This is a genomic window from Serratia sp. AKBS12, assembly GCF_024793895.1.
In the GTDB taxonomy this organism is placed as follows: domain Bacteria; phylum Pseudomonadota; class Gammaproteobacteria; order Enterobacterales; family Enterobacteriaceae; genus Serratia_F.
Genome location: NZ_JANUSB010000002.1, coordinates 521,964 through 546,516 on the forward strand (window position 1 = coordinate 521,964; position 24,553 = coordinate 546,516).

28 protein-coding genes are annotated in these 24,553 nt (G+C 56.3%); 8 read left to right on the forward strand and 20 right to left on the reverse strand.

Annotated features, from left to right (window positions below; translation table 11 throughout):
• The first annotated feature begins 142 nt into the window (after positions 1–142).
• A complete protein-coding gene (gene msrA, locus NYE85_RS02360; RefSeq protein WP_259002699.1) occupies positions 143–781 on the forward strand; it encodes a peptide-methionine (S)-S-oxide reductase MsrA in 639 nt (212 codons plus the stop codon).
• Between the two features lie 203 nt (positions 782–984).
• Positions 985–2,316 carry a hemolysin family protein gene (locus NYE85_RS02365; protein ID WP_259002700.1) on the forward strand — a complete coding sequence of 444 codons (1,332 nt, stop codon included), beginning with the start codon at positions 985–987 and terminating at the stop codon, positions 2,314–2,316.
• A gap of 71 nt (positions 2,317–2,387) precedes the next feature.
• On the opposite strand, the gene NYE85_RS02370 is transcribed toward NYE85_RS02365, so the two are convergent.
• A complete protein-coding gene (locus NYE85_RS02370) occupies positions 2,388–2,594 on the reverse strand; it encodes a DUF1107 domain-containing protein (protein WP_039991278.1) in 207 nt (68 codons plus the stop codon).
• Positions 2,595–2,919: 325 nt separating this feature from the next.
• Here NYE85_RS02370 and NYE85_RS02375 point away from each other — a divergent pair, with 325 nt between their 5' ends.
• Entirely contained in the window at positions 2,920–3,477 is a 558-nt protein-coding gene (locus NYE85_RS02375) for a YtfJ family protein (protein ID WP_259002701.1), read from the forward strand.
• On the opposite strand, the gene cysQ is transcribed toward NYE85_RS02375, so the two are convergent.
• Entirely contained in the window at positions 3,478–4,218 is a 741-nt protein-coding gene (cysQ, locus tag NYE85_RS02380) for a 3'(2'),5'-bisphosphate nucleotidase CysQ (RefSeq protein WP_259002799.1), read from the reverse strand. It abuts the gene before it with no gap.
• A 254-nt stretch (positions 4,219–4,472) separates the two neighbouring features.
• Between cysQ and NYE85_RS02385 the strand changes: the two genes are divergently transcribed.
• Both NYE85_RS02385 and ytfE read left to right on the forward strand, forming a co-directional pair.
• Positions 4,473–6,425, forward strand: coding sequence for a bifunctional 2',3'-cyclic-nucleotide 2'-phosphodiesterase/3'-nucleotidase (locus NYE85_RS02385; RefSeq protein ID WP_259002702.1), 1,953 nt, complete (start codon positions 4,473–4,475; stop codon positions 6,423–6,425).
• Positions 6,426–6,547: 122 nt separating this feature from the next.
• Complete coding sequence (gene ytfE / locus NYE85_RS02390; RefSeq protein WP_259002703.1) at positions 6,548–7,213, forward strand: iron-sulfur cluster repair protein YtfE; 666 nt, start codon at positions 6,548–6,550, stop codon at positions 7,211–7,213.
• Positions 7,214–7,258: 45 nt separating this feature from the next.
• Here ytfE and fklB read toward each other — a convergent pair whose 3' ends face one another.
• Positions 7,259–7,879 carry an FKBP-type peptidyl-prolyl cis-trans isomerase gene (gene fklB, locus NYE85_RS02395; RefSeq protein ID WP_259002704.1) on the reverse strand — a complete coding sequence of 207 codons (621 nt, stop codon included), beginning with the start codon at positions 7,877–7,879 and terminating at the stop codon, positions 7,259–7,261.
• Between the two features lie 263 nt (positions 7,880–8,142).
• On the opposite strand from fklB, the gene NYE85_RS02400 reads away from it, so the two are divergent.
• Entirely contained in the window at positions 8,143–8,832 is a 690-nt protein-coding gene (locus tag NYE85_RS02400; RefSeq protein ID WP_259002705.1) for an OapA family protein, read from the forward strand.
• Here the strand turns inward: NYE85_RS02400 and NYE85_RS02405 are convergent.
• The 6 genes from NYE85_RS02405 to NYE85_RS02430 all read right to left on the reverse strand — a co-directional run bounded on the left by NYE85_RS02405 (position 8,829) and on the right by NYE85_RS02430 (position 11,083).
• Entirely contained in the window at positions 8,829–9,185 is a 357-nt protein-coding gene (locus NYE85_RS02405) for a DUF488 domain-containing protein (RefSeq protein WP_259002706.1), read from the reverse strand. The two genes, NYE85_RS02400 and NYE85_RS02405, sit on opposite strands and share 4 nt — an antisense overlap.
• A gap of 112 nt (positions 9,186–9,297) precedes the next feature.
• Positions 9,298–9,750, reverse strand: a complete 453-nt coding sequence (gene rplI / locus NYE85_RS02410; protein WP_004955963.1) for a 50S ribosomal protein L9 — start codon at positions 9,748–9,750, stop codon at positions 9,298–9,300.
• Positions 9,751–9,789: 39 nt separating this feature from the next.
• A complete protein-coding gene (rpsR, locus tag NYE85_RS02415) occupies positions 9,790–10,017 on the reverse strand; it encodes a 30S ribosomal protein S18 (RefSeq protein ID WP_000135199.1) in 228 nt (75 codons plus the stop codon).
• A gap of 4 nt (positions 10,018–10,021) precedes the next feature.
• Positions 10,022–10,339 (reverse strand): primosomal replication protein N, encoded by a 318-nt coding sequence (gene priB / locus NYE85_RS02420; RefSeq protein WP_259002708.1) that lies wholly within the window; start codon positions 10,337–10,339, stop codon positions 10,022–10,024.
• Positions 10,340–10,347: 8 nt separating this feature from the next.
• Positions 10,348–10,746: a 30S ribosomal protein S6 gene (rpsF, locus tag NYE85_RS02425; RefSeq protein WP_004933634.1), complete on the reverse strand. Its 399-nt coding sequence runs from the start codon at positions 10,744–10,746 to the stop codon at positions 10,348–10,350.
• A gap of 142 nt (positions 10,747–10,888) precedes the next feature.
• Positions 10,889–11,083 carry a hypothetical protein gene (locus tag NYE85_RS02430; RefSeq protein ID WP_259002710.1) on the reverse strand — a complete coding sequence of 65 codons (195 nt, stop codon included), beginning with the start codon at positions 11,081–11,083 and terminating at the stop codon, positions 10,889–10,891.
• A 114-nt stretch (positions 11,084–11,197) separates the two neighbouring features.
• Between NYE85_RS02430 and NYE85_RS02435 the strand changes: the two genes are divergently transcribed.
• Positions 11,198–11,464, forward strand: coding sequence for a DUF1471 domain-containing protein (locus NYE85_RS02435; RefSeq protein ID WP_259002711.1), 267 nt, complete (start codon positions 11,198–11,200; stop codon positions 11,462–11,464).
• Between the two features lie 96 nt (positions 11,465–11,560).
• On the opposite strand, the gene yjfP is transcribed toward NYE85_RS02435, so the two are convergent.
• Positions 11,561–12,313, reverse strand: a complete 753-nt coding sequence (gene yjfP / locus NYE85_RS02440; protein ID WP_259002712.1) for an esterase — start codon at positions 12,311–12,313, stop codon at positions 11,561–11,563.
• Positions 12,314–12,489: 176 nt separating this feature from the next.
• On the opposite strand from yjfP, the gene bsmA reads away from it, so the two are divergent.
• The gene (gene bsmA / locus NYE85_RS02445) at positions 12,490–12,801 is read left to right on the forward strand and encodes a biofilm peroxide resistance protein BsmA (RefSeq protein WP_259002714.1); all 312 of its coding nucleotides are present in this window, start codon (positions 12,490–12,492) and stop codon (positions 12,799–12,801) included.
• An 18-nt stretch (positions 12,802–12,819) separates the two neighbouring features.
• Here the strand turns inward: bsmA and NYE85_RS02450 are convergent, their stop codons facing one another.
• The 10 genes from NYE85_RS02450 to hflX form a co-directional block, all read right to left on the reverse strand.
• Positions 12,820–13,218: a DUF350 domain-containing protein gene (locus NYE85_RS02450; RefSeq protein ID WP_004955973.1), complete on the reverse strand. Its 399-nt coding sequence runs from the start codon at positions 13,216–13,218 to the stop codon at positions 12,820–12,822.
• A 50-nt stretch (positions 13,219–13,268) separates the two neighbouring features.
• Entirely contained in the window at positions 13,269–14,897 is a 1,629-nt protein-coding gene (locus tag NYE85_RS02455) for an isovaleryl-CoA dehydrogenase (RefSeq protein ID WP_259002716.1), read from the reverse strand.
• Between the two features lie 123 nt (positions 14,898–15,020).
• Positions 15,021–15,752 carry a 23S rRNA (guanosine(2251)-2'-O)-methyltransferase RlmB gene (gene rlmB, locus NYE85_RS02460; protein WP_259002718.1) on the reverse strand — a complete coding sequence of 244 codons (732 nt, stop codon included), beginning with the start codon at positions 15,750–15,752 and terminating at the stop codon, positions 15,021–15,023.
• Positions 15,753–15,838: 86 nt separating this feature from the next.
• Positions 15,839–18,322, reverse strand: coding sequence for a ribonuclease R (gene rnr, locus NYE85_RS02465; protein WP_259002719.1), 2,484 nt, complete (start codon positions 18,320–18,322; stop codon positions 15,839–15,841).
• 198 nt (positions 18,323–18,520) lie between these two features.
• Positions 18,521–18,946, reverse strand: a complete 426-nt coding sequence (gene nsrR, locus NYE85_RS02470) for a nitric oxide-sensing transcriptional repressor NsrR (RefSeq protein WP_004955978.1) — start codon at positions 18,944–18,946, stop codon at positions 18,521–18,523.
• A gap of 255 nt (positions 18,947–19,201) precedes the next feature.
• Positions 19,202–20,500, reverse strand: coding sequence for an adenylosuccinate synthase (locus NYE85_RS02475; RefSeq protein WP_259002721.1), 1,299 nt, complete (start codon positions 20,498–20,500; stop codon positions 19,202–19,204).
• A gap of 97 nt (positions 20,501–20,597) precedes the next feature.
• The gene (locus NYE85_RS02480; protein WP_004955982.1) at positions 20,598–20,798 is read right to left on the reverse strand and encodes a DUF2065 domain-containing protein; all 201 of its coding nucleotides are present in this window, start codon (positions 20,796–20,798) and stop codon (positions 20,598–20,600) included.
• A 66-nt stretch (positions 20,799–20,864) separates the two neighbouring features.
• Positions 20,865–21,869 (reverse strand): protease modulator HflC, encoded by a 1,005-nt coding sequence (hflC, locus tag NYE85_RS02485; protein ID WP_004955984.1) that lies wholly within the window; start codon positions 21,867–21,869, stop codon positions 20,865–20,867.
• Between the two features lie 3 nt (positions 21,870–21,872).
• Entirely contained in the window at positions 21,873–23,126 is a 1,254-nt protein-coding gene (gene hflK / locus NYE85_RS02490; protein ID WP_259002724.1) for an FtsH protease activity modulator HflK, read from the reverse strand.
• Between the two features lie 113 nt (positions 23,127–23,239).
• Complete coding sequence (gene hflX, locus NYE85_RS02495; protein WP_004955986.1) at positions 23,240–24,520, reverse strand: ribosome rescue GTPase HflX; 1,281 nt, start codon at positions 24,518–24,520, stop codon at positions 23,240–23,242.
• Positions 24,521–24,553 lie beyond the last annotated feature (33 nt).

A 24,553-nucleotide genomic window follows, 5' to 3' on the forward strand; every position in this document is an offset into this window, starting at 1 on the left:
TTGGCTTTTTGCGCTCAAAATACTGCGTTAAGCTTATACGTAATCGCAACATGGGGCTTATTGTGAGCAAAGAAGCGGCGAGTTACAACTCACGCAGCCCGTGTTGGGTAAATTCTTACTGTGACAATAGGAGTCAACCGTGGTGCCTTATACCGATCAATCCAATATCCTCAATAAAGCCGATGCGCTGCCTGGCCGCACCACACCGATGCCGGTGGCCCCGCTTAATATTGTTACCCAGCATTCGATGACCCAGGTGCCGGAAGGCATGGAAGTGGCCATTTTCGCCATGGGCTGCTTCTGGGGCGTCGAGCGCCTGTTCTGGCAACAGCCAGGTGTTTATAGCACCGCCGCCGGCTACAGCGGCGGGTATACCCCCAATCCAACCTATCGCGAAGTGTGCAGCGGCCAGACCGGTCATGCCGAAGTGGTACGGGTAGTATTCGACCCCGCCGTGGTCAGCTACAGCCAATTATTGCAGGTATTCTGGGAAAACCACGATCCAGCACAGGGGATGCGTCAGGGCGGCGATATCGGCACCCAATATCGTTCGGCGATCTACACCCTGTCGCCAGAGCAGCAGGCGCAGGCGGAAAGCAGCATGGTGCGCTTTCAGCAGGCGATGGACGCCAGCGGCGACTCGCGCACCATTACCACGGAAATTGCGCCAGCGCTGCCGTTTTACTATGCAGAGGACGATCATCAGCAGTATCTGGAAAAGAACCCAGGCGGTTACTGCGGGCTGGGCGGCATCGGCGTCTGCCTGCCGCCGCAGGGCTAAGGCGTTAATTTTTAACCGCTGGCGGCCTTCGTCGGGCTACTGCTATACTATCCAGGCCGCGCTTGCGGCCTGTTTTTTCGCGAGGCATAACAGATAGCCAATGCGGTTGAATAGGCACACAATGCCGCGCGCAACAATTCTTTTGACAATGTATTACCCTTCCTCAAGAGCGCCGTCATCCCGTCGGCACGTATGGATAGATTATGTTAAACAGTATTTTACTGATTCTTTTTCTGATCGCCGTGAGCGCATTTTTCTCACTGTCGGAAATTTCTCTGGCTGCGTCGCGCAAGATCAAACTCAAGTTGATGGCCGACGAAGGTAACCTCAATGCCGCCAAGGTACTCAAACTGCAAGAAACGCCGGGGCTGTTCTTTACCGTAGTGCAAATTGGCCTGAACGCGGTCGCCATCCTCGGCGGTATCGTCGGCGATGCGGCGTTTTCACCGTCCTTCCAGGTGTTGTTCGATCGTTTCCTGCCACCAGAAATGTCTGAGCAGGCCAGCTTCATCTGCTCGTTCGTGCTGGTCACCAGCCTGTTTATTCTTTTCGCGGACCTCACCCCGAAGCGCATCGGTATGATTGCACCAGAGACGGTTGCCGTCCGGATCATCAACCCGATGCGTTTCTCCATCGCCATTTTCCGACCGCTGGTATGGTTCTTCAACGGTATGGCAAACCTGATCTTCCGCCTGTTCAAACTGCCCATGGTGCGCAAGGACGACATCACCTCCGACGACATCTATGCCGTGGTTGAGGCCGGTGCACTGGCCGGCGTACTGCGCAAGCAGGAACACGAGCTGATAGAAAACGTCTTCGAGCTGGAATCGCGTACCGTGCCGTCGTCAATGACCTCGCGTGAAAGCGTGGTCTACTTCGATTTGCGCGAAAGCGAAGAAAGCATCATCGCGAAAGTGTCGACGCATCCGCATTCCAAATTCCTGGTTTGCGATGGTCACATCGATCAGGTGGTGGGCTATGTGGATTCGAAAGACCTGCTGAACCGCGTACTGGGTAATCAAAGCCTGGTATTGAGTAGCGGCGTACAGATCCGTTCGGCACTGATCGTGCCAGACACGCTGACGCTGTCCGAAGCGCTGGAAAGTTTCAAGGCCGCCGGCGAAGACTTCGCGGTGATCCTCAACGAATACGCGCTGGTGGTAGGCATCATCACGCTTAACGACGTCATGACCACGCTGATGGGCGATCTGGTCGGCCAGGGGCAGGAAGAGCAAATCGTGGCGCGTGACGAGAGTTCATGGTTGATTGAAGGCGGTACGCCGATCGACGACGTGATGCGCGTGCTGGATATCGACGAGTTCCCACAGGCTGGCAACTACGAAACCATCGGCGGCTTTATGATGTATATGCTGCGCAAGATCCCGAAACGCACCGACTTCGTCAAGTACGCTGGCTACAAGTTTGAAGTGGTGGATATCGACAGTTACAAGATTGACCAGTTGCTGGTCACCAAGTTGAGTGACAAACCGGCGGCGGTACTGCCGAAGGCCCCGGACGAAAACCTGACGGCCTGAGTCGGGCTGAAACATCAGCGGCCCCGTTGAGGGCCGCAATTACATCTCTTTTTACTGCAACGCCTGGCGTATCAACCCATTTCAGATTGCAGCAACAACACCTGTCGGTTAACTTCGGACATCACGCTGAGATGGCGTTTGTCGCGAACCTTCGGCACCAGAATTTTACCCTTATCGAATTCAAATGCGCCGACATCCTTGATATACAGCCTTCCACGGAACAGGGTTTTCACGTATTTTGCAACTTTCAATGGGTTATAACGCTGGAAGATTCTCATTCTTTTACTCTCCTCCCGTTGGACCATGCGCTCCGCGAGCCGCTAAAGTGGCAGCCTCTATCCAGAGAGCGCAACATGATTGCATGGGTGTAGACCTAGTTAAGACTATTTTGTTCACTTTCGCTTGGTCATCCTCACTGGATTTACACTTTTTGACAGAATTGTATATGATAATTTATAACCTTTTCAGAATATCCCTTCAAAATACAGGCATTAAGCGTCGAAAGGGAAAACTGAGAGCACGCCAACAGGACAGACCTCCGATCAGCACCTATGCTTTAGGATCTGGAGACTGTCTTCATCGTTCCCCCTACAAGGAGAAAGCATGAAAAAAAGTAACATGCTAATTGTATCCCTGCTGTTTGCTCCCTTACTGGCCTGCGCGCATAACTTTCAAATCCAGCAGCGCGTTGCGCCGGTCGGCGTCAGCGATCGGGGAGAGTTAAACTACGCCAATGATGATTTTAGCTACAAAAACTGGAATAGCGGTCAGCTCAGTGGAAAAGTGCGAGTGATCCAGCATATTGCCGGCCGCAGCTCCGCCAAGGAAATGAACGATCCGCTGATTGAAGCCATCAAGCAGGCCAAGCTACCACGCGATCGTTACCAAACGACGACAATCGTCAATACCGATGACGCCTTGGTTGGCACCGCAATGTTCGTGCGCAGCAGCATTGAAGACAGCAAGCAAGAATTCCCGTGGTCGCAGTTCATCGTCGACAGCAACGGCAACGTACGTAAAGCCTGGGATCTGCAACCGGGCGGTTCGGCGATTATCGTGCTGGATAAGCAGGGCAAGATTCAATTTGCCAAAGACGGCAAGCTGACGGCAGAAGAAGTGCAGCAAGTGATGAACAAGCTGCACCAGTTGTTGGCTGACTGATCAGAACAGCGAAACCCGGAAGCCGGGGTTGAGGAATGATTCACGCGGGGTATAAAGCAATGGCTTGCCCTGCCAGTCATGAATCTGCGCCCCGGCGGCCACCGCTACCGCATGCCCGGCCGCGGTGTCCCAGATATTGGTCGGCCCGAAACGCGGGTATAACTGCGCCTTCCCCTCGGCGACCAGACAGAACTTCAGTGAGGACCCGACCGCAACCGTCTGGTGCACGCCGAGCTGATTTAAATAATCCTTCAGCTCATTGTCGCTATGCGAACGGCTGACCACCACCAGTGGCGGCGTTCCTTCCTTGACGCGAATGGCCTGCCGTTGGCCGTTCTCTTCCTTCCACGCTTTGCCACGCTCGGCCAGATACAGCACCTCCAGCGCCGGCGCGTATACCACACCCATTACCGCCTGGCCGTCTTCGATCAGCGCGATATTGACGGTGAACTCGCCGTTGCGCTGCAAAAACTCCTTGGTACCGTCAAGCGGATCAACCAGCCAGTAACGCGTCCAGGTTTGCCGCTGTTCCCAAGCGGGTGGGTCTTCTTCTGACAACAGTGGAATGTCCGGCGTCAGCGCCGCAAGGCCGCTCTTGATGATGTGATGCGCAGCCAAATCGGCCGCCGTCACCGGTGAGTCGTCTTTTTTCTGCACGACATCAAGCGGTTGCTCCCCGTTGTATACCGCCATGATCGCCGCGCCCGCATCGCGGGATAGCTGGCAAATTTGCTCTAACATCATTCACCTCTGTTTATACTTCCGTGGGAAATTTTCCCCTGTCTTAGCTAGCAGACTAGTTTTTTTTGCGTGGAATATCCATCTCCGCCGCTTAACCCACGGTAATTCCTCATATCTTGTTCCGCTCAACTGTGAACTTCCCCGCGTTACCGGCGCTGATTTTCTGCCAAACTTCACAGTTTAATGAGAACATCCAATGTAATTGCAACAACCTCTGCGATAACAAACTAAAAATGGCATGGAGAACCGTCATCATGATCACGCGACCACTGTCGTTGTCCACTCTCGCCCTATTGGTCTGCGCCTCGGCGCAAGCGGCTACGGTCGATTTGCGCGTGCTGGAAACCAGCGACCTGCACAGCAATATGATGGACTTTGATTACTACAAGGATAAGCCCACGGAGAAATTCGGCCTGGTTCGCACCGCCAGCCTGATCCAACAGGCGCGCCAGCAGGCCACCAACAGCGTGCTGGTCGACAACGGCGACATTATTCAAGGCAGCCCGCTGGGGGATTACATGGCGGCCAAGGGGTTGAAAGCCGGCGACATTCATCCGGTATATAAAGCGATGAATACGCTGGACTACGCGGTAGGCAATATCGGCAATCACGAATTCAACTACGGCCTGGACTATCTGAAATCCGCCATCGCCGGCGCCAGGTTTCCTTACGTCAATGCCAACGTCATTGATGCAACGACCCAAAAGCCGCTGTTCACTCCGTACATCATCGTTGATACGCCAGTAACCGATCGCGACGGCCAAAACCACACCCTGCGCATCGGCTACATCGGGTTTGTGCCGCCGCAGATCCTGGTGTGGGACAAGGCCAATCTGCAAGGCAAGGTAACGGTTAACGACATCACCGAAACCGCCAGACGCTACGTACCGGAAATGCGCCGGCAAGGCGCCGATCTGGTGATCGCCATTCCGCACTCCGGTCTGTCCAGCGAACCGTACAAAGCCATGGCGGAAAACTCGGTTTATTATCTCAGCCAGGTGAAAGGCATCGACGCTATCATGTTCGGCCATGCCCACGCGGTGTTTCCTAGCGAGGACTTTGCCGCCATCAATGGCGCCGACATTGAAAAAGGCCTGCTGAACGGCGTACCGGCGGTAATGCCCGGCCAATGGGGCGATCACCTCGGGGTGGTCGATTTACAGTTGAATAACGATGGCGGCGCATGGAAAGTGACGCAGGCCAGCGCGCAGGCCCGGCCGATTTACGACAACCAGGCAAAAAAATCGCTGGCGGCGCAAGACAACACGTTGTTGAAAGTACTGGCACAGGATCACCAAGGCACCCGCGAGTTCGTCAGTCAGCCGATCGGCAACGCCGACGGCAACATGTACAGCTATCTGGCATTGGTACAAGACGATCCGACGGTTCAGATCGTCAATAACGCGCAGAAGGCCTATGTCGAGCATTACATTCAAGGCGATCCCGACCTGGCAGATTTACCGGTGCTTTCCGCAGCGGCGCCGTTCAAGGTCGGCGGACGCAAGAACGATCCTGCCAGTTTCGTTGAAGTGGAACAGGGGCGGCTGACCTTCCGCAACGCTGCCGATTTGTACCTGTATCCGAATACGCTGGTGGTGGTCAAGGCCAGTGGAAAAGAGGTGAAGGAGTGGCTGGAATGTTCTGCCGGACAGTTTAACCGCATTGACGTCAACAGCCGCCAACCGCAGTCGTTAATCAACTGGGACGGTTTCCGCAGCTACAACTTCGACGTGATCGACGGCGTTGACTATCAGATCGATGTCAGCCAACCGGCGCGTTACGACGGCGAATGCCAATCGATCAATCCGCAGGCCGAACGCATCAAACAACTGACGTTTAACGGCAAGCCAATCGATCCAAACGCCATGTTCCTGGTGGCGACCAACAATTACCGTGCGTACGGCGGCAAGTTTGCCGGCACCGGTGACCGGCATATCGCCTTTGCCTCGCCAGATGAGAATCGCTCGGTGCTGGCAGCCTATATCAGCGCCGAAAGCCAAAAGCACGGTGCGGTTCGGCCACAAGCCGATCACAACTGGCGACTGGCGTCGTTCAGCAGCCCTCAACCGCTGGATATACGCTTTGAAACCTCGCCGAGCGACAGGGCCGCCGCGTTTATCAAACAAAACGCCCAGTACCCGATGCGACAGGTTGGCAGTGACGGCGTTGGCTTTGCGCTTTATCAGATTGATTTAACAACCAAGTAATCAAACCGCCAGGGCGCGGATCGGCGCGCCCTGAACCACTACCTCCATTTAGCCATGGCGCACCCTTTAAATTGCATTTAAAATGCATGTTATAAGATTTATTCATTTCAAAGGACACCATCATGGATTACCACAATCAAACTCTCGGTGCGTTGGCCATTGCCATTCCTGGTGCCAGCAAGCTGTTTCGCGATCATGATTTGGATTTCTGCTGCGGCGGCAACCGTACGCTGGAGCACGCCGCGCAACGCAAATCGCTGGATCTGCAGCAGCTACAATCACAACTGGCGGCGCTGGCCACCGGCGAATCGGACGCGCGGGACTGGCGCCAGACCCCGCTGGCAGAGATTATCGATTATATTCTGCCGCGTTTTCATCAGCGTCACCGGGAACAGTTGCCGGAGCTGGTGTTGATGGCGGAAAAGGTCGAACGGGTGCACGGCGATAAACCGACCTGCCCGCGCGGTCTGGCCAAGCAGCTAACGCTGATCCGCCAGGATCTGGATAATCACATGATGAAAGAGGAACAGATCCTGTTCCCGATGATCGTCAACGGCATGGGTCGGCAGGCGATGGGACCGATTGCGGTGATGGAGCACGAGCACGTCGAAGCCGGCGAGCAGTTGGAAGTATTGAAGTTTCTGACCAATAACCTGACGCCGCCTGCAAACGCCTGCACTACCTGGCAAGCGCTGTATCGGGGCATCGATCAATTTATTACCGATCTGATGGAGCACATCCACCTGGAAAACAACCTGCTGTTTCCCCGGGCGCTCGGCGGCGAATAAAAACAGGGCGCCACTGGGGCGCCCTGGAGGGAGAAACCGTGTGTCTTACAGGATTTCCAGCAGTTCAACCTCGAACACCAATGCGCTGAATGGCGGGATCGAGGCGCCGGCACCGCGTTCACCGTAGGCCAGGTGATGCGGAATGTACAGTTGCCATTTGGAGCCGACCGGCATCAGGGTCAACGCTTCGATCCAGCCCGGGATAACGCCGCTGACCGGGAATTCTGCCGGTTGGCCGCGCTCTACCGAGCTGTCGAACACTTCGCCGTTGATCAGACGACCGGTATAATGCACACGTACGCGGTCCTGACGAGATGGGATTGGGCCATTGCCCTGCTCCAGTACCGAGAACTGCAGGCCTGATTCGGTCAGCGACACGCCGTCACGCTTGGCGTTTTCTTCCAGGAACTGCTGTCCTTCTACCGCCATCGCCTGCTGACGCTCGCGGCGCACCGCATCCGCGCGTTCGTGGATTTCACGCAGCGCACGATGAACAACATCAACGGGAACCGCTGGCGCATTCCCTTCCATCGCGTCACGCAAACCCGCCAGCAACGCTTCCGGTTGTAAACCTTCCAGACCGGATTCCTGCAATTGCTGGCCGACCTGTAAACCAATCCCGTAGCTTGCTTGCGCTTCAACGCTGTCAAATGAAGGGGTTGTCATGGGTTTTCCTTTAGTCTGTAAAAAGTCGAAGGCGCAGCATAACAGTGCCAGAAAGCCGGGTAAAATCTTGTGTTGATAATGATGACTTTTGTCGTGGAAAAAGAAACAATGGCGATCTGTTAACGCCCGTTGCCACACGCGCCGCTGCCGATCGCCGCTGCCTGTCACATCAAGCAGTTAGCGGTCTATACTGAAGGTGTCGTCGGTTCGGCGGTACGCCATCGGTACCGTGGCATTTTTACGCAGTCTGAAGAGAGGTCACCATGGGCAGAATCGCGCCCAGGAGAAGGAAAACCACCCGCGTCTACCAGCCGTTGCTTCGCACCTGGCTGAACTTCAGCCAACGCCTGAAGCCTGGCACAGCCCCACGGACGCCCGAGGATCCGGATTCGGAGCAACTACCTGAAAACGGTAAAGGACATGGAATCAAAGCGCTGTTGCTGAAAATCTGGCATTTGCCGGACGGTTTCCGCTGGCTGGAACCCCTGCCTTACTTTCACCGCCGCTGGGTGATTATCTTCGGCGTCATACTGTTGCTGGCCCTGCTGTGGCCATACTCACCACAGAACAGCGGCCATCCCTATCCGGTGAGCAATCAACAGCATGACACGTCACCCATGCAGGCCGATCTGCAAGGTGAAGGCAGCAACGACGCCGCTCTGTCGCAAGAAACCCCGGTAACGCCGCCGGGCAACTGGCAGCGTTATCAGATCCAGCCGGGGCAAACATTGGCGCAGCTGTTCCGCGACAATAACCTGCCGGTAAATGAAGTGTTCGCCATGGCGCAGGTCGAAGGCAACGACAAACCGTTAAGTAACCTGCAAGCCGGCCAGGAAGTGCGCATCGAACGCGACGCCAACGGCGTGATAACCGCGCTGTCGGTCACCGCAGCGGATAACAGCCAGGCCCTGTTCCGTCGTCAGGCCGACGGTAGCTATCGCCGCCAGCGCTAGTCCCCGAGCTGTTGATACAGGAAATCACGCAGTACCACCCCCTGGTTGTGCTGCGTGTCCTTGCTGCCATACAGCAGGGTCAGGGTCGCGCCCTGGCGCAATAACGCCGCCAGCGGCTGCCAGGCGCTGTTTTCGGCCAGTTGCCGACGGTAGCGCGTGACAAACTCTGGCCATTGGTCGCTGTGCTGGTGAAACCACTGGCGCAATGCGTTGTCCGGCGCTACCTCCTTCAGCCATTCCACGCCGGCAAGACGCTGCCGGCTAATGCCGCGCGGCCAGAGCCGGTCGATAAGAAAGCAGTGTTGTGGCACCGGGCCGTTAAAATCATACACTCGCTGTAACACGATATTCATGCCATCCCTCCATGCTGATGCATCAGAAGCAGGGTAGCGCGTTTTCGCCGCCACAGAAAAGCAAAACGCCAGCACGAGGCTGGCGTTTTAACCGGATTGACAGAGGCTTTAATTAAGCTTCTGCAACCACAACTACATTCAGCTGTGCGAACACGTCGCTGTGTACCTGGAAGTGCACTTCGTGCTCACCAGTGGTACGCAGAACGCCGTTCGGCAGGCGAACTTCGCTCTTGGCAACTTCAACGCCAGCCGCAGTAACTGCGTCAGCGATGTCGCGGGTGCCGATAGAGCCGAACAGTTTACCTTCGTCGCCTGCTTTAGACGCGATGGTTACTGAAGCCAGTTCGTTGATCTTGGTTGCGCGCGCTTCAGCAGCGGCCAGAACGTCAGCCAGTTTGGCTTCCAGTTCAGCACGACGTGCTTCGAAGAACTCAACGTTTTTCTTGGTAGCAGGAACAGCTTTGCCCTGTGGTACCAGGAAGTTACGAGCGTAGCCCGCTTTAACGTTAACTTGATCACCCAGGCTGCCCAGGTTTGCTACTTTATCAAGCAGAATAACTTGCATTACCTTATCCTCTCAAAGTCGTTAATGGACAGTGGCCGATTACTGATGACGATCAGTGTACGGCAACAAAGACAGGTAGCGCGCGCGCTTGATAGCACGGGCGAGCTGGCGCTGATATTTTGCACGAGTACCGGTGATACGGCTCGGGACAATTTTACCACTTTCAGTGATGTAGTTTTTCAGCGTAGCGATGTCTTTATAGTCAATCTCTTGAACGCCTTCCGCGGTGAAACGGCAGAACTTGCGACGACGGAAATAACGTGCCATTTGGCTAGTCTCCAGAATCTATCAATTCAATCTGCTCGGCATGCAGTACCAGTTTGTTCAGCCCGTTGCGCCCTTGATGGCAACTTACGAAGCCTTGCACGGTAATCTGACTGCCGACCGTTAATCTTTGAGTTAGTGCTTGTGACTGTTGTCCGCTGACAACCACGGGCATACGGCACCATGCCTGTCTGCTGAATCCGGCTTCCACCTGCGTTGATCTGTGCTCAAGCACAAACTGGCAATGGGGGATCCCGGAAGGACTCACTTTTCGAACCGGCGGCTTGCACACTGTGCCAGACAACACCAGACGATTAGCCGTCACGGCGGCAATTACTCTTCAGAATCCCCAGCATCTGCATCATCTGCGGTTTCGTTAGCGAAGTCTTCGCGGCGATCGCCACGACGTTCGTCTTTCGCTTTAACCATCGGAGATGCTTCGGTTACCGCGTGCTTAACGCGCATAACCATGCTGCGGATAACGGCGTCGTTGAAGCGGAAGTTAGTTTCCAGCTCATCGATCGCTTCCTGCGGGGCTTCAACGTTCAGCAGAACGTAGTGAGCCTTGTGCAGTTTGTTGATCGGGTAAGCCAGTTGACGGCGGCCCCAGTCTTCCAGACGGTGAATCTGACCTTGCGCGTTAGTGATGGTAGCACTGTAACGCTCGATCATGCCCGGAACCTGTTCGCTTTGGTCAGGATGGACCATAAAAACGATTTCGTAATGACGCATCGAATTGCTCCTTACGGATTATTCAGCCTCCTGTCAGGGTCAGCCGTGGCCCATGGAAGCAAGGAACGTGATTTTTGTACGGCTGAAAAATGACGCGTAATCATACTGGCGCAGGGGGGGAAACTCAAGGACCGCGTGGGATTTATTCGCAGTTATTGGCGCTCGTTGGCAAAAGCGCACGATTTGCTATCAGCTGAATATATGGATGCGGATCCACTAGTTTTGAAAATCCTTCAACAAAATCATCATCGCCGACGCTATATCGTTCATTTTTTTTGAAAGTTGCCATCAAAAGCCTGCGCTTTTCTATCTGGCAGAAGCCACTAGAATTAACCATATCCGCCGCCAATCAAGCGACGAAAAGAATTTGCAGTCGTTCAACAGAGACAAATAACTTCTTGCCATCCGTCCGCCGCCGTCTGGCGTTCCGGGCAAGTCAAGAGAGGCACTTATGAAACGCATTACCCTCGCCACCGTCGTGGCCTTGCTGCTTTCCGCCAACGCCATGGCCGCCACTGAAATCACCGCACACCAGGCAGATCAGCGCCAGAGCATCGGTTTCGTTACGCTAAGCCATAATGTGGTATCACCGGATGATGCTTCTTCCCAGGTAAATGATATCGCCGAACAGCGCGGCGCCAGCGCCTATCGCATTATCGCCCTACATGAACCGGGCAGCACCGCGTCGATTCACGTCAGCGCCGAACTGTATCGCTAACAGAAAAGTGCAGTACCAGGGAACCAAGCCGCACTGAAAAGCGGCAGCTTAACGACAGTAACACGCTCTCACGCCCCCTGTTCGCAGGGGGCTTTTTTACAGGTTACGCGCAAAGAATGCGACGGTAGCAGCCAGCGCCGCTGGCGTGATGCGATGCGCTACGCCAGGTTCGGTATCCAGGGTCAAGCGCTGGTCCCAACCGCGTTCGCGCAGCGCCTGCGCCAAACGCAGGCTTTGTGATGCCGGTACCAGATCGTCCGCTTCGCCGTGCCATAGCAACAACGGCCGGCCGGCCAGCGTTTCCAATTGATGTTCAACGCCGTAATCCGCCAGTGGCGCTATCCGTTCGGCATGTCGCATCGGCGACAAAATCTGCCCGTGTTCATCCAACGGCGGAAACAGGGTTTGCGACAGCGAGGTGAAATAGCCGGCCCCCATCAGGCTGGCCGCGGCGGCAATCCAGGGATAACGCGTCAGCGCGCCCAGGGTGGTCATGCCCCCCATCGACGCGCCCGCCACGCCAATCCGCGTGCCGTCGATCAAGCCACGCTCGACGAAATGCGCCTTCAGCGTCGGCAGTTCCTCAATGTTGCGCTGCAGAATTTCCCAAAAGTGCGCCAACCGTTGCGCGGCATCACCGTGATAACGTTCGCCGTGCAGTTCGGCATCCGGCAGTATCACGCGAAAGCCGGCCTTGGCCAACGCATAACCAAAATAGGCATAGACCTCTTTCGACGATGTATAACCGTGGTAGAAAAACACCGTCGGTAATGGCTGTTGGTATTGCCCGGCCGGCACCGCATGGATCAGCGCAATACCGCCCACGCGTTCGTCATACAGTTCAATCATGCTTTACCCCTTCCCGCCCAATGCCCCATAGTCTACATAATGCTGTCCGCACCGCGCAGTCGGATCGCACACCGCTCTATGATGGCAAAAAAACGTCATACGCATTAGCTCATTATGTTCCACTATATACTTAAGCATTACTCTGACGATTTTCCGCTGCGCATTCTGAGGTCACGATGGATATAGCACGCTGTACCGCCATGCTGCTGTTGCTTGGGCTGTTGTCCGGCTGCGGCATCCTCACCACCACGCCGAAGCCACCGCCGCCGCCGATTGCCGGGCAAGCGCAGGAAATTACCCGTGCGCAAACTGCCGGGCTGGAGAAGATTGCGACCATCAGCGCGCTGGTTTATGGCAGCCCGATGAATGTGGAAGACGAGATTCAGCGCAAGGCCACCGCCGCCGGAGCACGCTATTACATGATCATCATGAATAGCGAAACCGTGGTGCCGGGGCAGTGGTATTCGCAGGCAATTATTTATCGCTAGGCGTAGAGAGGCTGCGGGTTAATAGGTCATGCAGGCGGCGTTCAATACCCCGCCGCTGACCGAGACGCCCCCCAGGAAAATACCGGCTGCGGTATGGTTGGCCTCGATTTTCTCGCTGATGCGCGGCATATACAGCTTAACCGCGGTAAAGATCAGCAATTGCACCACCAGCGCCACGCAACCCCATAACAGATAGTCCAACAGACTAATCGAGTTGATCGCCGCACTGGCCAGCGGAATAACGTAGCCCAGACAGGCACCGATAAAACCCAATGCCGCCGCCTGATTATCCTGTTTGATCAGCGCCCATTCATCATGCGCGGTGATGCGGGTATAAATAAACAGGAACACCAGCACCATGGCAACCCCGCTGAAAAAGTACGAGGCGAATGCCGCTAATAAGTTGATTATTTCCATATTTTTACCCGTTGATTGTGGTGGTACGAGGATCTGAAGCCTACTTATGCCTAGCCGCCTACCGCCCTGTCAAGCAGCGACTCGCACAATGTGCCGGATAATGCCCGCTGCCCGCGCTCGTCAAGCATCGACTGGCACCAGGCTTCGGCTATCGGCGGCGGTGCATAACGCAACAACTGCGCAGCGGCAAACAGAGTGAACAACCGGCCAGTCAAGGTACGAGCCTGCGTTTCCTGCAATTTTCCGGTCTGCTGCAACAGCTGTCGCCATTGACGATCGTAATGACGATTCTGTCCTTTTACCTCTGCCAACTCCTGGTGCACCGCCTCCTGCACCAAAGGACTTTTTGCCCAGGCGCGCAGCACGTCCAGGCACATGATATTACCCGAACCTTCCCAGATGCTATTGACCGGCATCTCGCGATACAGACGCGGTAACTCGCTGTCCTCGCAATAGCCGATACCGCCAAGCACTTCCATCGCTTCGGCAACAAACGGTATGCCTTGCCGGCAAACGTCAAACTTGGCCGCCGAGGTCATGATGCGGCACAGCCCCTGCGACAGCGGCTCCTGCTGGCTACCGTAGGCGCGAGCCAGGCGCATCAGCGCTGCCGTTTGCCCCTCCAGCCGCAGCGCCATGCCCGCCAGTACCTGACGCATCAGCGGCTGCTGGATCAACGTCTTGCCGAACGCCTGGCGCTGGTGGGCATGATAGAGTGCCACCGACAGCGCACGGCGCATCAAACCATGGCTGCCGAGCGCGCAGTCAAAGCGCGTCTGGCTGCCCATCTTTAAAATTTGCCGTACGCCATCGCCTTCATCTCCCAGCAGCCAGGCGGTAGCATCCTGGAACTCTACCTCACTGCTGGCGTTGGCGCGGTTGCCCAGCTTGTCTTTCAGCCGCTCCAGACGCACCGCGTTACGGCTGCCATCCGGCAGGATACGTGGCAGGAAGAAGCATGACAGCCCGCCTTCGGTCTGCGCCAAAACCAGATGCGCATCGCTTTGCGGCACCGAAAAAAACCACTTATGTCCTACCAGCCGATACGTTTCACCGTCGCCGCGTCCAGCCAGCGGCGTCGCGCTGGTGGTATTGCTCAAAACGTCCGAACCGCCCTGCTTTTCGGTCATGCCCATACCAATCAGCAACCCGCGTTTTTGCCCACCAGGCAGCAGATGTGCGTCGTAACGGTCGGAAAGCAGCGGCGGCAGCCAGTCCCGAAACGCCGTTGGCAGGCTGCGTTGCAGCAGCGGAATGGCGCCGTAGGTCATGGTTATCGGACACAGCGTGCCAGCCTCCACCTGCGCATGCAGTATGAAACGAGCAGCGCGTGCCACCACCGATCCAATGCGCGCCTGCTCCTCCCACGGCAGATTATGCACGCGGTTGGCCACCAGCCCCTGCATCAGAATGTGCCAGGCAGGGTGGAAACGCAGATCGTCCAACCGTTGACCACTGGCGTCATAGCGCAACAGCTCTGGCGGGTTGGCATTGGCCAACCTCCCCAGTTCCAGCGACTCCTGGGTGCCAAGCTGTTGCCCCAGAGAGGCTAATACGTCGGCATCCCAACCGGCGTGTTCACGCTGTACCGCTTCACGCAACGGAGTATCGGAAAGGAACAGATTACTGTTGCCCAGCGGTTTGGGCTGATTAAAAACCGTATGTGTAGACCAGACCATTGGCGTGCTCCCTTTAAGGCTTCAGGAGTCATTATGGTCGATGACACGATTTCTGCCGCAGGCGGGATCACAAGATGAGGGGGAAAACGAGGGCCCGGCCACCGCTGGCGCCGGGCCAGAAGGTTAACTGCGCTGCCGCACCGCTTCGAACAGACAGATACCGGTCGCTACCGACACGTTGAGCGAGGAAACGCTGCCGGCCATCGGGATGCTGATCAGCTCGTCGCAGTGCTCACGGGTCAGACGGCGCATGCCTTCGCCTTCCGCACCCATCACCAACGCCATCGGACCGGTCATTTTGCTTTGGTACAGCGTGTGGTCGGCCTCGCCGGCGGTACCGACCACCCAAACGTTCAGTTCTTGCAGTAAACGCAGAGTACGCGCCAGATTGGTCACACGGATCAACGGCACGTTTTCCGCCGCGCCGCAGGCAACTTTCTTCGCGGTGGCGTTCAACTGTGCGGAACGGTCACGCGGAACGATCACCGTATGTACGCCGGCGGCATCGGCGCTGCGCAGGCACGCACCGAGGTTATGCGGGTCGGTCACACCGTCCAGCACCAGCAGAAACGGGGTATCGATACCTTCCAACAGCCCCGGCAGATCGTTTTCCTGATATTGGCGCCCTTCGCGCACCCGGGCAACAATCCCCTGGTGCACCGCCCCTTCTACCTTGTCGTCCAACCATTGGCGATTGGCCACCTGAATGACGATGCCGGTTGCTTCCAGCTCGGCGATCAGCGGTTGCAGGCGGCGGTCGTCGCGGCCTTTAAGGATAAACACTTCCAGGAAGCGTTGCGGATCTCGCTCTAATAGGGCTTTGACGGCGTGGATGCCGTAGATGATTTCGCTCATGATGCTCTTTTAACTGTGCGGCCGACATACGCCGGCCGGTGATAATAATGTACGACAGGTGACCGGGCTATGCCCGTAAGCGGCTATCAGCCTTCACTCTGCTGCGCACCTTTCTTCTTCACGGCGCGCTTGGCTTTGGTGGCCGCCGCTATCTTTTTGGTTTTGTCGGACACTTTTTTGGCCTTGGCCTTTTTGTCCTTCTTCACCTTGTCGGCCGGTTTGGCGCCGTCTTTACGAAACGCGCTGTCCGGCTCAAAATTGGCCGGTGGCTTGCCGCCACGGCGTTTACGGCCGTTGCCGTTGCCGCCGCCGTCACGCAGCGTGCGTGGCGCACCCTTCTTGGCGCGTTCGCGTTCGGTCTTGCCTTCGCCGCGCGGCTTGCGGGTGCTGGAAACCAGAGCAAAATCGATTTTACGCTCGTCCATATGCACCGCTTCAACACGGATCTCCACGGTATCGCCCAGGCGATAGACCATACCGGACGATTCGCCGATAAGACGCTGGCCGATATTATCGTAGCGATAGTAATCATTATCCAGCGTTGATACATGCACCAAACCATCAATAAACAGATCGTTCAGGCGCACGAAGAAACCAAAGCCAGTGACGCTGGCAATAATGCCGGTAAACACTTCACCGACGTGATCCTGCATAAAGTCGCATTTCAGCCAGTCGGCGACGTTGCGGGTGGCTTCGTCGGCGCGGCGTTCGGTCATCGAACAGTGCAGACCCAGTTGCAGCATCTCTTCAAGATCGCTATGCCAACCGCCGGTCGGCGTCCAGCGGTGCTGCGGTTCGCCGTGCTCTTTGGCTAACAGATACTTGATAGCCCGGTGCAGTGACAGATCCGGGTAGCGACGAATAGGCGAGGTAAAGTGGCCGTACGACCCCAACGCCAGCCCGAAGTGGCCACGGTTTTCCGGATCGTAAATCGCCTGTTTCATCGAACGCAGCAGCATGGTCTGCAGCATTTCGTGATCGGGACGCTCGGATACGATATCCATCAGTTGCGCATAGTCTTTCGGCTGCGGCTTGTTGCCACCACCCAGGGTCAGGCTCAGCTCGCTGAGCACGCTGCGCAGCGACTTGATATGGTCGTCGCTTGGGCGATCGTGCACGCGGAACAGCGCCGGCTCATTGTGTTTTTCAACAAAGCGCGCCGCCGCAACGTTCGCCATGATCATGCATTCTTCGATTAGCTTGTGCGCATCGTTACGCACCGTCGGCTCCACGCGTTCGATGCGGCGCTCGGCGTTGAAGATGAACTTGGCTTCTTCGGTTTCAAAGGCAATGCCGCCACGTTCGGCGCGCGCGCGATCCAGCACCTTGTACATGGCGTGCAACTCTTCCAGGTGCTTGACCAGCGGATGGTACTGCTCGCGCAGCTCCTGATCGCCCTGCAACATGTGCCACACCTTGGTGTAGGTCAGGCGAGCATGGGAGCTCATCACCGCTTCATAGAACTTGGCCGTCGACAACCGCCCCTGGGCCGAAATGGTCATTTCGCACACCATACACAGGCGATCCACCTGCGGATTCAGCGAGCAAAGGCCGTTGGACAGCACTTCCGGCAGCATCGGCACCACCTGTGACGGGAAGTACACCGAGGTACCGCGGCTGCGGGCTTCGTCATCCAGTGCGGTCCCAGGACGTACGTAATAGCTGACGTCGGCAATGGCAACCCACAGGCGCCAGCCGCCGCCGCGCTTCTTCTCGCAGTAAACTGCGTCATCGAAGTCGCGCGCGTCTTCGCCGTCAATGGTGACCAACGGCAGGTTACGCAAATCTACGCGCCCGACCTTGGCCTCTTCCGGCACCTCTTCGCTGAGGGAGGCGACCTGTTTTTCCACCTGTGGTGGCCAGGTATGCGGGATTTCATGGGTGCGCAGCGCAATATCGACCGCCATGCTGGTGCCCATTTTATCGCCGAGGATCTCGACGATTTTACCAACGGCCTTGGTGCGGCGGGTCGGACGCTGGGTCAGTTCAACCACCACCATAAAGCCCATGCGCGCACCGCTGACCGCCTCGCTCGGGATCAGAATATCGAAGCTCAGACGGCTGTCGTCCGGCACCACGAAGCCGACGCCGGCGTCGGTAAAGTAGCGGCCGACGATCTGACTGGTTTTTGGCACCAGAACGCGCACAATGCGCGCTTCGCGACGGCCTTTGCGGTCGGCACCCAGCGCCTGCGCCAGCACCACGTCGCCATGAATGGCCATTTTCATCTGTTCGGCCGACAGGTACAAATCGTCCTTGCTGCCCTCAATGCGCAGGAAACCATAGCCATCGCGGTGGCCGATCACCGTACCGCGCAGCAGGTCCAGACGCTCCGGCAGGGCGTAGCATTGACGGCGAGTAAATATCAGTTGCCCATCGCGCTCCATGGCGCGCAGGCGGCGGCGCAGCGCTTCCTGATGTTCTTCGCTGGTCAAATCCAGCTCTTTTGCCAGCTCTTCACGACTGGCCGGTGTTTCACGCTTGGCCAAATGGGCAAGAATGAATTCGCGGCTCGGGATGGGGGATTCGTATTTTTCTGCTTCTCGTTCCAGGAAAGGATCTTGTGACATTGCGGTTCCTCCGTTGTCATCAGCAGGGTGTCGCGAGAATAGGCCAACGGGCTCGATTGTCGCAGACTGTCTGGGGCGGACAGCACGTAAACCGGAGCATGCACCGGGCACCTGCGGTTCTTGAACGCTGTCTCGCCGCAAAATGGCAAGTAAACTGGCTTATGGGGCCACTTCTCAGCCCTGTTTACTTATCGATGTTTATTCGACAAGCAATAGCTTGTAGAGCGGAGCGTTGTCTTCGACCATATCGGCCAAGGTATAATTGTCCAGCTCTGCAAGAAAATTCTGTACCCCCTGCTGCAACACCTGCTTCAGGCGGCAAGCGGGGGTGATATGGCAAAAATCGCCGCTGCAGTTAACCAGCGATAGCGGCTCCAAAGCGCGCACCACGTCGCCAATGCGTATCGATGCCGCAGGTTGCCCCAGGCGGATACCCCCATTTTTACCACGCACGGCAGTGACCAGCCCGATACGACTCAACTGGTTGATTATTTTCACCATATGGTTGCGGGACACGCCATACACTTCGGTCACTTCCGAAATGCTGGTCATTTTATCCTTCGGCAATGAGGCCATGTAGATCAGCGCCCGCAGGCCATAATCAGTAAAACTTGTTAACTGCACGTCTACCTCTGGGTAGGATTTACCCGTCTGACACGCCGCTTTTCGGCATTTATCAAAAGATTACTTATAGGATAATAAACCAGGCTGAGAGTTCGTCGTTAATTATTTATACCCTAGGGTACACGACCGACAGGGCAATGAAATCATTAAGCCGGGATAATGAAAGGATTTTTGCTGGGCAACCGCATTTGGCGAGGTGAACACCATAAAAACAAACCGGGACGGCGCCCGGTTTGCTGATGACAGGAAAACGGTTTATGCGTCGAACGGATCGCGCAGAACCATGGTTTCGCTGCGGTCTGGGCCGGTGGAGATAATGTCTACCGGTACACCAGTCAGTTCTTCAATGCGCTTGATATAGTTCAGCGCGGCCTGCGGCAGTTGGTGGTGTTGCTTCACGCCGAAGGTGGTTTCGCTCCAGCCCGGCATGGTTTCGTAGATTGGCTCGATACCTTCCCAGCCTTCTGCTGCCAGCGGCGTCGTGGTCATTTCGCGGCCGTCTGGCATGCGGTAACCCACGCAGATTTTCACTTCTTTCAGGCCGTCCAGAACATCCAGCTTGGTCAGGCAGAAGCCGGACAGCGAGTTGATCTGCACCGCGCGGCGTACCGCAACCGCATCCAGCCAGCCGGTACGACGACGGCGACCGGTGGTGGCGCCGAACTCGTTACCCTGCTTGCACAGGAACTCGCCGGTTTCGTCGAACAGTTCGGTTGGGAACGGACCGGCACCAACGCGGGTTGAGTAGGCTTTCACGATGCCAAGCACATAGTCCACGTAACGCGGACCAATGCCGGAACCGGTCGCCACGCCACCGGCAGTGGTGTTGGACGAGGTGACGTACGGATAGGTACCGTGGTCGATATCCAGCAGCGTACCCTGCGCGCCTTCGAACATGATCAGATCGCCACGCTTGCGCGCGCCGTCCAGAAGTTCGGAAACGTCAACCACCATCGAGGTCAGAATGTCGGCAATGGACATGACATAGTCCAGCGTCGCCTGGTAATCCACCGCGTCGACTTTGTAGTAGTTAACCAATTGGAAGTTGTGGTAGTCGATGATTTCTTTCAGCTTGACAGCGAAAGTTTCTTTATCGAACAGGTCGCCAACGCGCAGACCGCGACGAGCGACCTTATCTTCGTAGGCCGGGCCGATACCGCGACCGGTGGTGCCGATGGCTTTCGCGCCACGTGCCTTTTCGCGCGCAATATCCAGCGCAACGTGATAAGGCAGGATCAGCGGGCAAGCTTCAGACAATAACAGACGTTCGCGTACCGGGATGCCGCGCGCTTCGAGTTCACCCATTTCTTTCATCAATGCGTCAGGCGCCAGTACCACACCGTTGCCGATGATGCTGGTGACGTTTTCACGCAGGATGCCAGAGGGAATTAAATGAAGAACGGTTTTTTCACCGTTAATAACCAGAGTGTGGCCAGCGTTATGGCCACCTTGGTAGCGCACAACATATTGAGCCCGTTCAGTCAGCAGGTCTACGACCTTGCCCTTACCTTCGTCACCCCATTGGGTGCCCAGTACGACGACGTTCTTACCCATTTTCAAAATCACCGGTTGCTTAAAAATGGATTCTACCACCGTAATTTTAGAGTTTCAGCACTTTTAGCATACGATTGCGTATTTTTTCGGCTACACTTCAGCCACCAAGGCGTGTGCTCAACATATAGTAGATAACGATGCCGGCAACCACTATTCCGCCGCCAAAACGGCGCAGCGTGGCGTCGGGCAATTGCGTCATTGCCAGGATCATTTTGCGCCAGGCCTGCGGAAACAGCATTGGTCCCAGCCCTTCCAGCACCAAAACCAGCCCAAGCGCCAGCCAGATCGTCGAATTCATGTTTCCCTCCGGAAAAGAAAAAGGCCCGCGATTAAACGGGCCCTGATAACTATGATGCTTTAAGCATTACTTACGCGTCGAATCCGGCGACTTCATGTAGCGGAAGAAATCGCTGTCCGGGCTGAGCACCATCACATCCTGGTTGTTTTTGAAGCTGGCTTCATAGGCACGCAGGCTACGGATAAAGGCATAGAAGTCCGGATCCTGGCTGAACGCATTGGCGAACAGCTTGGCGGCTTCGGCATCGCCTTCACCACGGGTGATTCGAGCCTGACGCTCGGCTTCCGCCAGGGTACGAGTCACCTCATAGTCCGCGCTGGCGCGCAGTTTCTCGGCTTCTTCCTGACCCTGTGAACGCAGACGACGAGCGACCGCTTCACGTTCGGCGCGCATACGCTGGTAAATCGCATCGGACACTTCCGCCGGCAGGTTGATCTGCTTGATACGGACGTCGATAACTTCAATACCCAATGCGGCCATGCTGTTCGGGTTGACCTGTGGCTGCTTGCCGGTGGTTTCCCGCTCAACGCGCGCCGCTGCAGAAGCGATAGCGTCGTCGGCTTCGGTGGTGGCAACTTCTTCGCCATCGCCGACGGTGCCGGTGTTCAGCGCATCACGCACGTCGGACATCAGCTTGCCGCGCGAGTCGGTAACGATATCCTTCACGTCCAGACGACCGATTTCGGAACGCAGACGGTCACTGAATTTACGTTTCAGCAGCACTTCGGCCTGGGAGACGTCACCGCCGCCGGTTGCCAGATAGTAACGGCTGAAATCGCTGATGCGCCATTTCAGATAGGAGTCGACGATCAGGTCTTTCTTCTCGCTGGTAACAAAGCGATCGGCCTGGTTGTCCATGGTCTGGATACGCGCATCCAGGTTCTTCACGGTCTCAATGAACGGGATCTTGAAGTGCAGACCCGGCTCATACACCAGCGGTTTATTTTCGCCGTCACGCAGTACCTTGCCAAAGCGCAGGACGATGCCACGCTGGCCTTCCTGCACCACGAACAGTGAAGCAAAAAGCGCCACCAGCACCACAATGACGATAACTACAAAAGACTTACGCATTGATTATTCTCTCCCTACGCGAGTGGTATCGTCACGCTGCGCATTTGCCCGGCGTTGGTCCATGATCGTACCGCTGTTCTGCGGTCTGTTGCCGGCATTGCCGCTGGCAGACGGAGCGGGGTTGAGACGAATCAGGCTGGTGTCCTTATTGCCGCTGTCTGCCGCTGCGCCGGTCTGGCCACGCAGCATCTGATCCAGCGGTAACACCATCAGATTGTTGCCTTTGTCACTCACCAGCACCTTGCGGGTATGGCTCAGGACTTTTTCCATGGTTTCGATATACAAACGCTCGCGGGTAATTTCCGGCGCAGACTTGTATTCCGGCAGCAGCTTGGCAAAGCGCGCGACTTCACCCTGAGCTTCCAGAACCGTACGGTCTTTATACGCCTTAGAGTCTTCCAGCAGACGCTGCGCCTGACCGTTGGCGCGAGGCTGAACTTCGTTGGCATAAGCTTCTGCTTCACGAATGTACTGCTGTTCGTTTTCACGTGCGGCAATCGCATCATCGAACGACGCCTTGACCTCTTCCGGTGGACGCGCCGCCTGGAAGTTGACGTCCAGCAGGGTGATGCCCATGTGGTAAGGACGAATGGTCTCTTCCAGCATGCGTTGCGTATCATTACGCACCACGGTACGGCCTTCGGTCAGGATGCGGTCCATCGAATATTTGCCGATCACTCCACGCAACGCGCTGTCGGTAGCCTGGCTCAGGCTGTCGTCCGCATTCACCACGCTAAACAGATAGGCTTCCGGGTTGGTCACGCGATACTGCACGTTCATTTCCACCCGCACCACGTTTTCATCGGAAGTCAGCATCACGCCGGACGCCGCCAGTTCACGAACCGATTCCACGTTAACCGGGCGTACCTCATCAATGAAGGTCGGCTTCCAGTTCAGGCCCGGTTGCACCAGGTGGCTGAACTTGCCAAAACGCGTCACAACGCCGCGCTCGGCTTCCTTGATGGTGTAGAAGCCACTGGCTGCCCAGATAACCACTACCGCCACTGCCGCGATACCGATGATACGGCCGCTGAAACGCGGGCCGGATGAACCGGTACCGCCAGTATTATTGCCGTTGGAGCCTTTGCCGCCGCCCAAACCACTCAGCTTCTTGCTCAGTTTGCGGAAGATGTCATCCAAATCAGGTGGCCCTTGTTCACGACCGCCTTTGTTACCGCCAGAGTTGCCGCCATTATTATTGCTGCTCCCCCACGGGTCGCGGTCCTGTCCGTTATTACCGGGCTGATTCCACGCCATGTTTTAGCTCCATTATTCTGTGATTGGGTACTTCAGGCTTATACGCCGGCTGTCGCAAGGCTGCGACGCCGATCGTGCCTACAGACCGAGCGTACAAATGTAACAGGATATGATCATACGATAAAGTTAATCAGTTCCTGTTCCTGTTTACAAAGGCGACGCCACTCGACGATCGGCATGCGCACAACCATGCCAATGCTGCCGTCCTCTTCGATCCACTCTTTCTCTATCGCCTGAAGCTGGTAAAAACGGCTACGAAGACGGCCTGCCTCTGGCGGTAAGCGCAGTTCATGTTGCGCAATTTCCCCCGATAAGCGCTCCGTCAACGCCTGAAACAGCAACGGGATACCTTCTCCGCTGGCGGCGGACAGCCACACCCGGATCGGTAAATTTTCTTCGTTGCGGTCGATACGCGGCACAAAATCGTCCAGCATATCTATTTTGTTCATCACTAACAGTGTAGGGATCTCATCCGAGTCAATCTCTGCCAGCACGGTATTCACCGCTTCAATGTTTTCATCCACGCGGGTGTCCGCAGCATCGATAACATGTAACAACAGAGAGGCCTGACGCGTTTCTTGCAGCGTCGCTTTAAAGGCAGCGACCAAATCGTGCGGCAAGTGCCTGATGAACCCTACGGTATCCGCCAGCACCGTATCGCCCACATCCGCCACGTCAATGCGGCGCAGCGTTGGATCCAGGGTGGCAAATAGTTGATCCGCCGCATACACATCGGCAGAGGTAATTCGATTAAACAGGGTAGATTTGCCGGCATTGGTGTACCCCACCAAAGATACGGTGGGTACATCGGCGCGGGTACGCGCACGGCGACCTTGTTCACGCTGCTTTTCCACCCGCTCAAGGCGGCGCAGAATCAGGCTGATGCGATCGCGCAGCAAACGACGGTCGGTCTCCAACTGGGTTTCCCCTGGGCCGCGCAGGCCGATCCCCCCTTTCTGGCGCTCAAGGTGAGTCCAGCCACGCACCAAACGCGTCGCAATGTGGCGCAGCTGCGCCAGTTCTACCTGCAGCTTGCCTTCGTGTGTACGGGCTCGCTGGGCAAAGATATCTAGAATCAACCCGGTGCGATCGATCACGCGGCATTCACATAGGCGCTCGAGATTTCTCTCCTGCGCCGGGGAAAGGGAATGATCAAACAGGACAACAGATGCGCCACTGGCTTTAACTGCATCTGCAATTTCTTCGGCCTTTCCTTCACCGACAAAGTACTTGGGATGTGGGGCTTTGCGGCTACCAGTAACCACTTGCAAAGCGTCTACACCCGCGGAAGAAACCAGCGATTCGAATTCACTGAGGTCTTCGGTGTCTTTGTCCTGCGAGAAATAGATATGAACCAGTACGGCCTGCTCACCGGCTTCATAACGGTCAAACAAGCGTGCAACCTCTCAAACGGACACAAACCGTGA

What these genes read in the sequence shown, in the direction of transcription:
- NYE85_RS02365 (WP_259002700.1), top strand. Translation starts at nt 985, where the DNA reads ATGTTAAACAGTATTTTACTGATTCTTTTTCTGATCGCCGTGAGCGCA.
- NYE85_RS02370 (WP_039991278.1), bottom strand. Translation starts at nt 2,594, where the DNA reads ATGAGAATCTTCCAGCGTTATAACCCATTGAAAGTTGCAAAATACGTG.
- NYE85_RS02375 (WP_259002701.1), top strand. Translation starts at nt 2,920, where the DNA reads ATGAAAAAAAGTAACATGCTAATTGTATCCCTGCTGTTTGCTCCCTTA.
- cysQ (WP_259002799.1), bottom strand. Translation starts at nt 4,218, where the DNA reads ATGTTAGAGCAAATTTGCCAGCTATCCCGCGATGCGGGCGCGGCGATC.
- NYE85_RS02385 (WP_259002702.1), top strand. Translation starts at nt 4,473, where the DNA reads ATGATCACGCGACCACTGTCGTTGTCCACTCTCGCCCTATTGGTCTGC.
- ytfE (WP_259002703.1), top strand. Translation starts at nt 6,548, where the DNA reads ATGGATTACCACAATCAAACTCTCGGTGCGTTGGCCATTGCCATTCCT.
- fklB (WP_259002704.1), bottom strand. Translation starts at nt 7,879, where the DNA reads ATGACAACCCCTTCATTTGACAGCGTTGAAGCGCAAGCAAGCTACGGG.
- NYE85_RS02400 (WP_259002705.1), top strand. Translation starts at nt 8,143, where the DNA reads ATGGGCAGAATCGCGCCCAGGAGAAGGAAAACCACCCGCGTCTACCAG.
- NYE85_RS02405 (WP_259002706.1), bottom strand. Translation starts at nt 9,185, where the DNA reads ATGAATATCGTGTTACAGCGAGTGTATGATTTTAACGGCCCGGTGCCA.
- rplI (WP_004955963.1), bottom strand. Translation starts at nt 9,750, where the DNA reads ATGCAAGTTATTCTGCTTGATAAAGTAGCAAACCTGGGCAGCCTGGGT.
- rpsR (WP_000135199.1), bottom strand. Translation starts at nt 10,017, where the DNA reads ATGGCACGTTATTTCCGTCGTCGCAAGTTCTGCCGTTTCACCGCGGAA.
- rpsF (WP_004933634.1), bottom strand. Translation starts at nt 10,746, where the DNA reads ATGCGTCATTACGAAATCGTTTTTATGGTCCATCCTGACCAAAGCGAA.
- NYE85_RS02430 (WP_259002710.1), bottom strand. Translation starts at nt 11,083, where the DNA reads ATGGTTAATTCTAGTGGCTTCTGCCAGATAGAAAAGCGCAGGCTTTTG.
- NYE85_RS02435 (WP_259002711.1), top strand. Translation starts at nt 11,198, where the DNA reads ATGAAACGCATTACCCTCGCCACCGTCGTGGCCTTGCTGCTTTCCGCC.
- yjfP (WP_259002712.1), bottom strand. Translation starts at nt 12,313, where the DNA reads ATGATTGAACTGTATGACGAACGCGTGGGCGGTATTGCGCTGATCCAT.
- bsmA (WP_259002714.1), top strand. Translation starts at nt 12,490, where the DNA reads ATGGATATAGCACGCTGTACCGCCATGCTGCTGTTGCTTGGGCTGTTG.
- NYE85_RS02450 (WP_004955973.1), bottom strand. Translation starts at nt 13,218, where the DNA reads ATGGAAATAATCAACTTATTAGCGGCATTCGCCTCGTACTTTTTCAGC.
- NYE85_RS02455 (WP_259002716.1), bottom strand. Translation starts at nt 14,897, where the DNA reads ATGGTCTGGTCTACACATACGGTTTTTAATCAGCCCAAACCGCTGGGC.
- rlmB (WP_259002718.1), bottom strand. Translation starts at nt 15,752, where the DNA reads ATGAGCGAAATCATCTACGGCATCCACGCCGTCAAAGCCCTATTAGAG.
- rnr (WP_259002719.1), bottom strand. Translation starts at nt 18,322, where the DNA reads ATGTCACAAGATCCTTTCCTGGAACGAGAAGCAGAAAAATACGAATCC.
- NYE85_RS02475 (WP_259002721.1), bottom strand. Translation starts at nt 20,500, where the DNA reads ATGGGTAAGAACGTCGTCGTACTGGGCACCCAATGGGGTGACGAAGGT.
- NYE85_RS02480 (WP_004955982.1), bottom strand. Translation starts at nt 20,798, where the DNA reads ATGAATTCGACGATCTGGCTGGCGCTTGGGCTGGTTTTGGTGCTGGAA.
- hflC (WP_004955984.1), bottom strand. Translation starts at nt 21,869, where the DNA reads ATGCGTAAGTCTTTTGTAGTTATCGTCATTGTGGTGCTGGTGGCGCTT.
- hflK (WP_259002724.1), bottom strand. Translation starts at nt 23,126, where the DNA reads ATGGCGTGGAATCAGCCCGGTAATAACGGACAGGACCGCGACCCGTGG.